Genomic DNA, 12552 nt, shown 5'->3' on the forward strand with positions numbered 1-12552 from the left:
CTATATCAATCTGCTTTACCCTTACGCATTTTTACTCTTTTTATTTAGATAATACAATAAAAAAATAAAAATTCCGCCAGCAACAAGTAAGCTAGCCTCATGACCAATTGTACGTATTGTCTCCCAATTCGCCCCGAGCATCATTCCTGCATAAACTATGGCAATGGTCCAAGGTACAGACCCTATAATAGTATACAGGATAAATTTAATAAAATTAACTTTTGCAAACCCTGCTGGCAATGAAATAAAAGTGCGTACAACGGGCAATAGCCGCGCTAATAGGACGGTAATTAACCCATAGCGATCAAACCATTTCTGCGCCATGGCTACCTTCTGCTCAGACAAAAAAATATATCGTCCATATCGTGTGACAAAAGGCGGACCCCCATAATAGCCAGCTAAGTAAGAGCCTATCGACCCTAATAAACCGCCTGCTACACCTGCCATCACAGCCAAATTAAAATCCATTCTTCCTAAAAAAACAAGATAACCAGCAAAACCAAAGATCAATTCGCTGGGTATCGGTATATTCGCACTTTCCAACGCCATACCTATTAAAATAGCAGGATAGCCCCATATATCAATCAAATGAATTACATATTGGAAAATTTGCTCCATAATACCCCCAAGGAATAAATTATATCACAATTACGCTATTAATATAGTGTGAATCTGAAATATACTTACTATACATCACATAGAAATTTTATTCCTTTTATAATGTTTTTGCAAACATTATTATAAAAATTGACCATATTAAGCATAGCTGTACTTATGAATTAAACGGCTAAATTTTTCATAAAACAGTAAAGGAACAGTCCGCCTCTCTCTAGAAGCAAACTATTCCTTTTGCACTCGCATGAATTATGATAAAACTATTTTTTCACCATCTATAGGAATGAGCACTTTCTCTTGTAAGCCTTCTCTCTTTACATAATCATAAAGTGCTTCCCGTGATAAATGACAATGGTTTATAGCCTCCATGTGGACAGCTACTACTTTCGTCTCACTTTCATACCTACAAAGGTTCCCTACATCTTCTTTTGTCATGGTAATTGGATCACCATTTAAAAATTGAGCCGCTCCAGCATTCACTATCGTTACCTGTGGATGGTATGTGCCCAAGGCACTCTCTACCTCTGAGCAATAAATAGTATCTCCAGCTATATAAAGCATCGGTTCACCTTTCGCTTCCAGAATATAACCAGAGACTGGCGACATAGCGATACCTATTTCCCCTGTTCCATGTTGACCTGCGGTGCGGGTAATATTTAACCCTTCCCAGCAATTTTGTTTAAAAATCGGAATAACTTGATAGAATCCTAATTCCTTCAGTTTGCCCTCATCCTCTGGCTGACAGAAAATCAGTTTATTTTTAGGCAGCTGCTCTGCTGCAGCATCATCAAAATGATCTCGATGCATGTGGGTTAATAATACAGCATCAATATGTTGCAAGAAATCCTGTGGGCAATTCAATTCAACAAGAGGATTGGGGCGTTGATTTGTTGAATTGACGATAGGTGGCATGGCCCCTACCGGACTTAACATTGGGTCAATTAGCAATGTTTTACTATTCATACTTACCAATAAGGTAGCATGCCGTAACAGTTGAATCTCCATATAATTCCCTACCTTTACCATGTATCATTCCCTACTACTATTATGACAATAAATTGAGTTCACTACAATTTTACGATGAAAGACTATAGGACCTTCCACTTACAGGATGAAAGGAATGAGATAACATGCTTGATAAAACAGATTGGGAGATATTACAATGCCTACAAAATAATTCTCGTATGCAATGGCAGGAAATTGGCAAACTGGTTCATTTAACCGGCCAAGCAGTAGCTGCACGTATTAGACGAATGCAAGATTTAGAAATCATTGAAAGTTTCACTATTACTCTCAACCAAGAGAAGCTAGGTAAACCCCTAATAGCATTTATAACTGTATTTATGAAAACTACAAATCACTCACTCTTTCAGGACTTTGTGATAAATCGAGAAGAAGTGCTGGAAGCCCATAAAATAAGTGGTGAAGGATGTTATTTGCTTAAGGCTGTCTTGGCCAATCAACAACACCTAAGTGCACTTCTTGACGAAATACTATTGCATGGGAATTATCGTATTAACCTATCAATTTCTGATATCAAGAAGAAATAGATTTATTAATCTCCAACATATACAAACCGTTTTACTGCCTGCCCCTCCACTTGAACCATTTCTTCAAACATAGCTAAGGGGCGTATCCACATCCCTTTCTCCCCATATAAAGCTTGATAGACAACAAAATCCTCTAATGTTTCACTATGCTTAGCTATCATTACTACTTTATATGTATTACCTTTAAAATGACGATAAGTTCCTAATTTAATCATATCCATCCTCCAAATATTGTAATTAGCTTTTCCCTAATTAAGATACTATAAGAATTTTTATATGGTAGCTCAATTTTATCATATCCTCAAAATATTGAGACTTGTTTGGTTAATAAAAATAAAGATTTCAAAAAGTAAAAAAGTCAGCAACCTTGCAAAGGTACTGACTTTTCAAAATAAGGTGCGCCTTCTTACTTATTTATCAGAAGTTAAAGATCCCCTCTGATGAATATTCTTTGTATATTCTTCCAAAAGTTTCTCTAATCTATTTAGAACTTCTATTTCATGACTCTTACTTTTCGGTTTGTTTAAAAGACTTATAAGATACTCTATTTCTTCGTGATACTCCACGATTTACTCTCCTCCTAATAAAAAGAAATTTACCAACTCAGAATTAAAGTGAGTTCCTCTTCCATCATGCAGGACTTGAATCGCTTCCTTTCGTGTCATTGCTTTACGATAGGCCCGATCTGAAGTAATCGCTTCATAAACATCTACAATACTTAATATTTGTGAAATTAAAGGTATTTCTTGACCTACTTTCCCAAATGGATAGCCCTTACCATTAAATTTTTCATGGTGACAGAGAACTGCTTCTGCTAGTGAATCCAATTTCTTTATATTTTTCAAAATTTCAAAACCATATTGGGAATGCTTTTTTATAATTTTAAATTCATTTCGAGTCAACTTCTCAGGCTTATTTAATATATGGGGGGGGATTTTTATTTTACCTATATCATGAAGTAGGGCAGCCGACGTTATATCATCAATAGTGGAAACTGACAGGTTAAGTCTTATTGCAAAATTGGCTGCCATACCGGCTACCTTATAAGAATGCCGCGCTGTCCCTGCATCATGTTGATTTAATAGGTTAAGCAAATGATTTATTATTTCTAGCTTCGTTTTAGAAGCATAATGAAATGTAATTTTATTATTTTTTAGCAAATTTTGTAGTATACTAAATCCTCCTTTTAAAAAAGCAACAAAAAGTAATGTAACACAATATACTTGTGTTACATTACTTTTTGCTGCTAACCCATTTAAAACAAGAATCTGCATGGTAATCCATTTTTTGCTATTTTTTCTTTAGTTTTAAAGTAACATATTATATACTATATAACAAATAAGAACCATTAAATGGGAAGTGATTAAAATAGAGTATGTAGAACCAATACGATGTAAAGGTCAGATAAGTAAAATCAAAACTTATTTAAAAAATAAAAATTTGCGCGATTACTTACTTTTTGTTCTAGGCATCAATAGTGGTTTAAGAATATCTGACTTATTATTACTGACTGTAAATGACGTAAAGGAAAAAGATAGAATCCAGCTTAGAGAAAAAAAAACAGGTAAAAATAAAGATTTTCCCCTTTCAGACACATGTAAAAAAGCTATAAAAGAATATCTAGATACAATTCAGCTTAGTAACGGTTGCCTATTTAAAAGTAAAAAAGGGGATAAACCCATATCTCGAATACAGGCTTATCGAATTATTAATCAAGCTGCACGAACAACTGGTATTACTGACGCAATTGGCACCCATACACTGCGTAAAACCTTTGGATATTGGGCCTATAAAAAAGGTGTAGATATAACTAAAATTCAAAAGCTCCTTAACCATTCAGCCCCTAGTGTAACATTAGCTTATATTGGAATTACTAAAGATGAACTTGACGATATTTATATTAATTTAAATCTATAAAAAAAATGCAGTAAAAAAAAGGATAATTTGAAAAAATGACGTAATATGTTTTATTATGGGAAATTTGTAAAGAGGTAACACAAGTATATTGTGTTACCTCTTTTGACAAATTATTCAAAGTAAAAATAGGTAATTGACCTACATTTACCTACTTATTTTTTTTACTGCCCAATTGCCCGCCCCATTTAGTTCTATTTTCATCTGATGGTATTTCATAAGCGTGCTACGGTGTCCTACGCTAACAATAGCTGTATTTGTCATTTTATCGACAATCATTTGATAAATTGCTTGTTCTGTTTCTTCATCTAATGCAGAAGTGGCTTCATCAAGAAATAGCCAGCTCGGCCTTTGTAATAACACTCGTGCAAAAGCAACCCTCTGTTGTTCCCCCAAAGATAAGGTCTGCCCCCAATCAGCTACTTTATGCAGTTTATCAACTAAATGAGGCAATTTGCACATCACCAAAATCTCTTGTATCTTTTTGTCATTATCCCCTTTTACAATCTCGGGATAAAATAAAATTTCCCGCAGAGAACTAAAAGATAGGTAAGACTTTTGAGGCACAAACATCACTTTTTGTCCCTCAGGAACGATTATTGTTCCTGAGGCATAAGGCCAAATACCGGCAAAAGTACGTAGCAGTGTACTTTTACCACAACCCGATGCCCCCATAATAAGTAATTTTTCAGAAGGCTTGATGGACAAAGAAAAGTCCTTTATTAAATTTGACCCATCAGGTAAAAGAACCTGCAAATTTTTTGCCGAATAAGTAGAAAAAATTTTCCGGGAAATATCTAACTTAGATGCTTTTGGTGATTGGCTTCGCACCATTTCCATGCTAATTAAAAAGTTATTTAACCGATTCACTACTGCCCGCCACTGAGCAAGACGAGTAAAACTATCAACAACAAAGGAGAATCCTGTCTGAACATGGTTATAGGCGTCGACAATCTGAAACATTTGTCCTAAGTGAATTTGACTACTAAAATAACGAGGCGCTGCAGCGATAGATGCAAAGATTGCAGATATTTGCGTATAAGCAGATGTCAACCATGTTATGTGTTTACGTACTACCATAATATTTTGGTAAGTCGCAACTACTTTACTAAAACCTTGCCCAAAACTCCATGTTTCTTGTTTTTCTCCTCCGTACAGGGCAATACTCTCTGCATTTTCCCTGAGTCGCATTAAACTAAAACGAAAATCGGCTTCATACCGTTGTAAATCAAAATCCAGTTTAACTAAGGGGCGTCCAGTCTTTACCGTCCAATAGGTACCAAAACCTGCATATAAGATTGCTACCCACACTAAATAGCCATAAATAGAAATTAGGTACCCACCAACAGAAAAGGTAACAATACCTGAGAGGTTCCATAAAATCATAATAAATGATAAAACCGTAACAAGATCCTGTAGTAAATCTAAGGAAAGTCTAAGTGTCAGCCATACAAATAATTCAATATCCTCACTAATCCTTTGATCAGGGTTATCCGTATCATGATCGGGAGATAGCTGTAATAAATAATAGGTTTTATTATATAACCAATCGGATAAATACCTCTCTGTCATCCAACGACGCCATCGAATGTGAAGCAGCATACGGGAATAGATTTGGTAGCCTCTTACCACAACCAAGCAGCCGGCTAATATACTGTACTTCCCAATGGCCTCCATAAAGCCCCCATAGTCGTGACTTTGGATCACTTCATAAAAATTAACTTGCCAGGTATTAATCAACACTAAAATATATACAATTCCCAGATTCAAAGAAATTACCGTAAGTAATAATCTCCAAGCGGACCACTTTTCCTCCGAGAACCAATAAGCCCTAGCAATTTTCCAACTAGTTAATAGTAGGGCAGCTTTCCCTTTCCTCATATTACTCTATCACCTCCCTACGTTATATTCAATTACTACAAATTGCATAACAAAAAACAAAAAAACAAGACACAGCCTGTCAATTTAGGCTTAATCTTGTTTCTTTTGCTATTAAATATATTCGATACATTTAAGAAATTATCTTATTATTAGTTATCAGGAATTCTTAATAAGCGTCATTTATAAAAACCTCCAAAGAAGGCACACCCATAATTTTTTTTGCCCTAGCAAAAAAATAACAAAATTGATTGGCGGTACTTTGATTGGCTAGGGGTAATAATATCTCAGTTGCCTTTTGATATTGATCATTTCTAGCATCTGCATTTACATAACTATATAATTCTAGGGCATTTTCAGCATTCTTTAATAATAATCCCACAGGATTCACCATAGGAATATTAGCATTTTGCGTAAATGATAGTTCATGTAAGTGCTTCTCGACCCATATTTCATATTTTTTATGCCCATCAAATAACTGGCATTTCGCATGATGAGGAACGCACATATCTTGCACTAAGTGAGCGGCAGCACCTAAATAAAAAATTGCTTCCTTCATACAGCCCTGTCTTACAAATTTTATAGACGTATTAAAAAATTCTAAATAATCACCAGCTGCATTTGAAAAATGCCAAAACCCACGACGAGTTTTTGGATGCAAAAAATGATGGATGTTCTTCCAATTTAAATCCGCCCAGATGACACCATCTTGAAGCTGCTTGTAATAGTTTTTTAATAATACAGTCTCTTGGATAAAACCATTGTGTTGTAAAATGTTCAATGCCTGCTCATTGCAATATTGATGAGTAGTGCAACAAGATGAGTCAATGCTTTGTAATAGTGGATTTTCAAGCAAAGCAACTGTTTTCAAGCTAGTTCCAACAACCCCTTTTAGCATGATTGCCCACCTACTCCTTGCCAATATCCTGAAGCGAAGAAGGCTTCTTTCCTATCCACATCAGCAAGCGAACTAATTTTTTCAACAATATGAGAAGTAGCAAATTCTGGGCTAATTTCAGCACACTTTGCTTGCATCTCCTGCAGCCACTTTTGATTTCCAAACAAAAGTGCAGCGGTTTTTCCTACAATTTCACGGTCATCTTGAATCCAAATAGCAGAGCCTTGTTCGTTAAGATAATATGCATTTTCTTCTTCTTGACCAGGTAAAGGATTCAATAAAATCATAGGTAAATTTACAGCTAACGCTTCACTACAAGTAATGCCTCCAGGTTTAGTGATTAACAAATCTGCCTGTTTCATCATCGTTGCAATGTGGGGAGAAAAAGGCAATACGGTAACTTTGTTGTGTAATGTTCTTGCTAAAATCCTAGCTCGTTCTTCGAATTCTTGATTTTTCCCAGCTACAACTGTCACTGCTATGGGACTCGGTAATTTCTCTAATTCTTGAAGCGTTGTCTCCATTCGGCCAAATCCTAACCCCCCACCCATTACCAAAACATGGGGAACCTGCTTTCTGACTTTCTCACCAACTGGTGTAAAGCTTTTCCCTACGGGAATACCTGCGCAAGTAATCTGACTAGCAGAAATAGCATGTTCTTGTAATTCGCGAGCCATAACTTCATTGGCAACAAAATAATGGTCTACTCTATCTCCGAGCCACCAGGAATGTACTGCAAAATCAGTAATCACACCCACAAGGGTAAAATCTCTTTTTTTCTTACACCGCAACTGGGAAGCAGCTCCTAGAGGAAAAGGATGTGTACAAATCACAAGATGGGGACGATAACTAGCAATAAGATTCGCCATCGTTTTTTGATTCGCTGCATTAATAAAATCAATCACTTTGCGTGTGTGCTGCTTTTCCGTTATTTTGTAAATTTCCTTATATACATAAGGCGCAACCTTCAGCATTCCATAATAAGATGATTTCATCAATTTCATAAATTCTATTTGCAGTCGGTTTAATTTTGGATAACGAAATTGTCCAACTTGTAAAAAATCAACTATTTCTACATTACAACTAGTACTTTCCTTTAGCTCCTCACATATAGCGGAAGCTGCCTGCATATGCCCATTTCCAATTGATGCTGAGACAATGAGAATCCTCTTTGATTTCATAGCCGCACCTCTTATCATTTAATATCTGTACCTTGACAATACCACAACAGCTAAAAGAATTAATTAGGATTACATTAACATTTCGTTAATTATACGTCCTGTTCCATAAGAAAAACTGCCCAATATAGGCAGTTCTTAGTGCTATCCTTTCTTCTATTTCATCACAAGTATCCCAAGTGCCTTTTCTTTGGGCATTTGCACTAATTTTTCATAATCAGTAAGGCGTCCTACATCCCACCAAGGGAAGTCTTGAACGAAACCATAAATGGGAACGCCTTGTTCTAATAAAAGAGGAAAGACTTCCCCTGGTAAATCCACTTCATTGTTTTCAGGGCCAAATTTCTCGATATAAGGAAAAATACTTTTATCTAAAACATAAGACCCCATGCTTACTGGTTCATTGAGATTGGTTTTTTCAAGAAACTTTACAATTCTTTGCTTTGTATCTACTTCTGCTAATCCTACTTCTAAACGATATTGGGTAGAAAACACTACCGAAGTCCCTCCATCATGTTTCCGGTGAAAGGCAAATACATCTTGATATTTCAGATGGCAAATGGTGTCACCTGGCACAACTAAAAAGCTTTCTTTATCATCTTTTAGCAAGCCGCGAGCCCGCCATATTTCTCCTGCCTTGCCTGCAGGCAAAGCTCCATAACTGTAATTAATTTTTACGCCCCACTTTTCTCCCTTGCCAAAATAATTTTCTATCTGCTCAGCTAAGTAACTTACGGCGATAACAAATTCTTCTACCCCACAGGAGATTAGATGAAGTAATACCCATTCCATTAACGGTTTTCCCTGTAAAGGAATCATAGGTTTCGGTATATAATCTGTAATCGGTCGTAGCCTAGTTCCCTTGCCTGCAGCTAAAATTAAGGCCTTCACGATTTCACCACCTCTCTCTTAGGAATTAAATCTTCAATCATGGATGCTGCTGCCCCTGCTCCTCCATAAACCCTGCATAAATCTCTAAGATTTTCAGCCTTCGCTTGATAAGTAGGGCTGGATAAGATTTTTTCTATGGCTTGTGCCAAGATAACAGGAGTTAAAGTAGCCTTCTCTAAAACAATTCCAGCTCCATGCTTAGATAACACAGCACCATTATCTTCTTGCTCTCCCATGGAAGGAATGACGACGGCTGGTTTACCACAGGCAAGACAATTCATAAGGGTAGAAGATCCACCGTGAAAAACCGTCACATCACTAGCTCGTATCATTTCAGTTCCTGGTACAAAATTAAAAATAGAAACGTGAGCGGGTGGATTATACGATGAAAACTCCTCCGATGAAAGCCCTAAACCGGTAGAAATCACAGCTTTTACAGTTGGCATCAATTGAAAGGTTTCTAACACTAGCTTTAAAAATTCCTCACCAATGAGTTTCGAGCCACCACCAATGGTCACATATACCATTTTAGAATGACTTTCACCAATATGCTTCCTCTTCAGTTCCTCTTGCCCTGGTAACTGTTCAGGATCTTCTAGTAATAGCGGTCCTGTATAACGAACCTTCTCTTTTATAATGGATGTCCACTCTGTACCTTTTGCCAACTCTGCTTCTACACCTAATTCTGGTATGCCCTCAAGTAAAATGAGATCAGCTGCCTCTAATACTTCACGAAAAACTACCGTTATACTAGAATTATCGCTTACACCTTTTGAAAACATAGCAAGAGTTTTTTCTCCATGGGGCTGCAAGCAGGTTAATACAGAAGGAATACCAAGTATTTGCGCTGCTTGCACTCCTGTGATGGTCCCGCAGAGCATGATATCTGGGCTTTCCGTCTTACCGACTTCAACCTCCTTTGTTTTTATCTTATCTATTACTTCCTTAATTTTTTTCATTTTTTCTTCTTGATTGGTTTTGCCCTCTCTGAATTCATCCGTAAAAGCTTCTATCTGAGGCATATCTTTAAACTCAATGACCTCTAAACCATAACCACGAATCACCGAAATTAACTTATCACCTGCCAAGAATTTAATGTCGTGACCCCGGTGTTGAAGTTCCTTGGCGATTGCTACCACTCGCATGGTTTGTCCCATTATCGTACCAGTGCCCATCTGGGTGGAACACAAAACTTTCATCTTCAGTACCCTCCTTACTCTCGTGAATCATAACTTGACTTTTGGAAAGAAAATCATCTAGTAAATTATGAAGATAGTCTCGATAGTGCTGATGGACAATGCCTCTTACCTCAGGTTGAGAGGGAAATCCATTCAAACCTTGAAACGAAGCCTTTAGTGAACCAAAGGTATTCCCCAGTATGACCCCTAATAGGGGATTTTTAATTTTTGCATAGGAATATACAAAACCTGCAGATGCGGAGTCACCGCAGCCAGTTGTATCGACTACTGGACCAAAATCTCTAACCACAGGTACATTTGCCCATAAGATACGCTCATCCCTTTTCCAAGCAACAAGAGAAGATTGATCCCCAAAGGTGATCCAACAGGCAGTTAGTCCCTCTTTCACTACGCTAGTAGCATACTCCACATATTCCTTGTAATGACCCATTTCATGGCCGGCAACCCATTGGGCTTCTTTGGCATTCATCTTCAGAATATCGATACACCCTAACCATTCCTTTGGGTTTTCCCAATATTTATTAAATCGTTTCCCTTCTTTAGTAACGCCTGTTACTAAACCATGAACATCAAGAAAAATGGTACCATGGGAAACACGCCGCCATTCTTTAGCACAAGCTAAGGGTATATCTGTTTCATTTAAAGGCATGAGCAAAATACACTGACAATCAGCAAGTAGCTTTACTTCCTTGAGAGCAATCGGGGACATTGATCGAATCTGCTGACTTACCCGCTCCTGTGAATTTATATAAGTTAATTGAATTTCGGTGCCTTCTTTTCTTCCGACATGCATGTGTGACAATATGATATTAGGATCATTTAGTAATGCATAAATACTAGGTGCATCAGCCAAAGAGATATGAGATAAACAGACAACCTCATCCTTTGTACCTTCGAAAAGTTTAGCTAAGGCTAATACACTATAAGCCACAGCACCATATTTCTCAACCTTATCTCCTGTTGGTAAGGTCACATGGTCTTTTGAAATGGGTCCAACAATACCAACCTTCATCGCTTTACCTCCCTCCTAGGCATATCGTTCCTCTATTTTTTATTTCAATGAAAACTTAACAATCTACACTCTATATGTAGTGTGACCCATAATAGTATCTACTATGACCATAAAAAAAGAGTTAGCACTAATGAAGGCTAGCAAAATCATCCAGCAATAATAACAAAAGAGGCAGCTCCCATCAAGAGAGCTGCCTTTTTTGTTATTCATATCGTAATGCTTCAATTGGATCTAACAATGCAGCTTTGCGGGCCGGATATATCCCGAAAAACAAGCCGATCATAACCGAGAATCCAAAGGCTGCTACAATTGCAATGGATGAAATGATTGTTTTCCAACCAGCTACTGATGATACGGCATAAGAGGAGGCTATGCCTAGCCCAATCCCTAGTACACCACCAGCCACACTAATTACCACTGCTTCTATCAGAAATTGCAATAAAATATTGTGATATCTAGCCCCTAAGGCCTTTCGGATACCAATTTCTCTAGTTCGCTCAGTAACCGATACTAGCATAATATTCATGATACCAATACCACCGACCAAAAGAGATAACCCAGCAACAACCCCTAATAATAAGGTAATCATACTTGTTGTTGCATCCGCTGTGGCCATTACAGCAACCATATTACGCACCGTAAAATCATCTGGTGTAGTAGGTGCTAATTTATGGCGTGCCCGCAGGAGAGTCGCAACATCTTCTTGGGCCTGATTAATCACATCCGTACCCGAAGCTTGTATATTAATGCTTTGGACATATGTTATCCCCATCAAACGTTCCTGAGCTGTCTTTAAAGGAATGATAATCGTATCATCTTGATTTCCACCAACAGACTCGCCTTTGGCTTCTAATACACCAATTACTTGAAATGGTGCATTGTTAATCCGAATGGTTTGTCCTATGGGAGTTCCACCGTTAAATAGATTCTCCGCCACTGTTTTTCCCAGCACGGCTACCCGTGCCCTAGTTTCAACATCCTGATTGGTAAAAAAGGTACCTTCTTCCATAGTATAACTACGTACTCCAAGGATATCGGGTGTTGTTCCCTGAACGCTTGTCGTCCAGTTTTGGTTACCGAATACCACTTGATAAGAGCGACTTACTGCAGGTGCAACTAGATTGACACCTCCAATTTCCTGGGCAATGGCTACAGCATCCTTCTCATTTAGGGTAATGCCTGACCCAGCGGCTTGGCGAGAACCTCCAGAAGAAGCGGCTCCAGGGGTCACGACAAGTAGATTACTGCCTAATCCAGCAATAGAACTTTCTACTTTATCCCGGACGCCCATACCAATAGACACCATAGCAATTACTGCACCAACGCCAATAATAATTCCTAGCATGGTAAGCATTGCCCTTAATTTATTCGCTTTAAGCCCTGCGAAGGCAATTAGAATACTTTCGCTGAACATAGA

13 protein-coding genes are annotated in these 12552 nt (G+C 37.6%); 2 read left to right on the forward strand and 11 right to left on the reverse strand.

The features are described 5' to 3' along the window. Nucleotides 1-21: 21 nt before the first annotated feature. Nucleotides 22-618: a DedA family protein gene (locus tag UFO1_RS18410; protein ID WP_038673259.1), complete on the reverse strand. Its 597-nt coding sequence runs from the start codon at nt 616-618 to the stop codon at nt 22-24. A 246-nt stretch (nt 619-864) separates the two neighbouring features. Further along, nucleotides 865-1620 carry an MBL fold metallo-hydrolase gene (locus tag UFO1_RS18415; RefSeq protein WP_038675410.1) on the reverse strand — a complete coding sequence of 252 codons (756 nt, stop codon included), beginning with the start codon at nt 1618-1620 and terminating at the stop codon, nt 865-867. A gap of 125 nt (nt 1621-1745) precedes the next feature. On the opposite strand from UFO1_RS18415, the gene UFO1_RS18420 reads away from it, so the two are divergent. Next, entirely contained in the window at nt 1746-2165 is a 420-nt protein-coding gene (locus UFO1_RS18420) for an Lrp/AsnC family transcriptional regulator (protein WP_038673261.1), read from the forward strand. A gap of 5 nt (nt 2166-2170) precedes the next feature. On the opposite strand, the gene UFO1_RS18425 is transcribed toward UFO1_RS18420, so the two are convergent. Together UFO1_RS18425 and UFO1_RS18430 are read right to left on the reverse strand one after the other, a co-directional pair. Next, complete coding sequence (locus tag UFO1_RS18425) at nt 2171-2380, reverse strand: DUF1653 domain-containing protein (protein ID WP_084159865.1); 210 nt, start codon at nt 2378-2380, stop codon at nt 2171-2173. 354 nt (nt 2381-2734) lie between these two features. Further along, entirely contained in the window at nt 2735-3439 is a 705-nt protein-coding gene (locus tag UFO1_RS18430) for an HD-GYP domain-containing protein (protein WP_236639246.1), read from the reverse strand. A gap of 85 nt (nt 3440-3524) precedes the next feature. Here UFO1_RS18430 and UFO1_RS18435 point away from each other — a divergent pair, with 85 nt between their 5' ends. Further along, complete coding sequence (locus tag UFO1_RS18435; RefSeq protein WP_038673265.1) at nt 3525-4082, forward strand: site-specific integrase; 558 nt, start codon at nt 3525-3527, stop codon at nt 4080-4082. Between the two features lie 144 nt (nt 4083-4226). Here UFO1_RS18435 and UFO1_RS18440 read toward each other — a convergent pair whose 3' ends face one another. The 7 genes from UFO1_RS18440 to UFO1_RS18470 all read right to left on the reverse strand — a co-directional run bounded on the left by UFO1_RS18440 (nt 4227) and on the right by UFO1_RS18470 (nt 12549). Beyond that, nucleotides 4227-5960, reverse strand: coding sequence for an ABC transporter ATP-binding protein/permease (locus UFO1_RS18440; RefSeq protein WP_038673267.1), 1734 nt, complete (start codon nt 5958-5960; stop codon nt 4227-4229). Nucleotides 5961-6126: 166 nt separating this feature from the next. Continuing rightward, the gene (locus tag UFO1_RS18445; RefSeq protein WP_236639247.1) at nt 6127-6828 is read right to left on the reverse strand and encodes a zinc dependent phospholipase C family protein; all 702 of its coding nucleotides are present in this window, start codon (nt 6826-6828) and stop codon (nt 6127-6129) included. A 20-nt stretch (nt 6829-6848) separates the two neighbouring features. Continuing rightward, on the reverse strand, nt 6849-8036 hold the full coding sequence (locus UFO1_RS18450) for a glycosyltransferase (RefSeq protein WP_051789008.1): 1188 nt from the start codon (nt 8034-8036) through the stop codon (nt 6849-6851). 153 nt (nt 8037-8189) lie between these two features. Next, nucleotides 8190-8924 carry a nucleotidyltransferase family protein gene (locus UFO1_RS18455; RefSeq protein ID WP_051789009.1) on the reverse strand — a complete coding sequence of 245 codons (735 nt, stop codon included), beginning with the start codon at nt 8922-8924 and terminating at the stop codon, nt 8190-8192. Beyond that, nucleotides 8921-10123, reverse strand: a complete 1203-nt coding sequence (locus UFO1_RS18460; protein ID WP_084159867.1) for a glycosyltransferase — start codon at nt 10121-10123, stop codon at nt 8921-8923. The genes UFO1_RS18455 and UFO1_RS18460 overlap by 4 nt, the downstream gene beginning before the upstream one ends. Further along, a complete protein-coding gene (locus UFO1_RS18465; RefSeq protein WP_038673272.1) occupies nt 10017-11135 on the reverse strand; it encodes a carbohydrate kinase family protein in 1119 nt (372 codons plus the stop codon). Before UFO1_RS18465 ends, UFO1_RS18460 begins: the two co-directional genes overlap by 107 nt. 202 nt (nt 11136-11337) lie before the next feature. Beyond that, nucleotides 11338-12549, reverse strand: a complete 1212-nt coding sequence (locus UFO1_RS18470) for an ABC transporter permease (protein WP_038673274.1) — start codon at nt 12547-12549, stop codon at nt 11338-11340. Nucleotides 12550-12552 lie beyond the last annotated feature (3 nt).

Origin of the sequence: Pelosinus sp. UFO1 (genome assembly GCF_000725345.1) — a bacterium.
In the GTDB taxonomy this organism is placed as follows: domain Bacteria; phylum Bacillota; class Negativicutes; order DSM-13327; family DSM-13327; genus Pelosinus.

Excerpts from the sequence above, each read along its gene's own strand:
- UFO1_RS18410 (WP_038673259.1), bottom strand. The coding sequence starts at position 618 with ATGGAGCAAATTTTCCAATATGTAATTCATTTGATTGATATATGGGGC.
- UFO1_RS18430 (WP_236639246.1), bottom strand. The coding sequence starts at position 3,439 with ATGCAGATTCTTGTTTTAAATGGGTTAGCAGCAAAAAGTAATGTAACA.
- UFO1_RS18450 (WP_051789008.1), bottom strand. The coding sequence starts at position 8,036 with ATGAAATCAAAGAGGATTCTCATTGTCTCAGCATCAATTGGAAATGGG.
- UFO1_RS18470 (WP_038673274.1), bottom strand. The coding sequence starts at position 12,549 with ATGTTCAGCGAAAGTATTCTAATTGCCTTCGCAGGGCTTAAAGCGAAT.
- UFO1_RS18460 (WP_084159867.1), bottom strand. The coding sequence starts at position 10,123 with ATGAAAGTTTTGTGTTCCACCCAGATGGGCACTGGTACGATAATGGGA.
- UFO1_RS18420 (WP_038673261.1), top strand. The coding sequence starts at position 1,746 with ATGCTTGATAAAACAGATTGGGAGATATTACAATGCCTACAAAATAAT.
- UFO1_RS18415 (WP_038675410.1), bottom strand. The coding sequence starts at position 1,620 with ATGGAGATTCAACTGTTACGGCATGCTACCTTATTGGTAAGTATGAAT.
- UFO1_RS18465 (WP_038673272.1), bottom strand. The coding sequence starts at position 11,135 with ATGAAGGTTGGTATTGTTGGACCCATTTCAAAAGACCATGTGACCTTA.
- UFO1_RS18440 (WP_038673267.1), bottom strand. The coding sequence starts at position 5,960 with ATGAGGAAAGGGAAAGCTGCCCTACTATTAACTAGTTGGAAAATTGCT.
- UFO1_RS18425 (WP_084159865.1), bottom strand. The coding sequence starts at position 2,380 with ATGATTAAATTAGGAACTTATCGTCATTTTAAAGGTAATACATATAAA.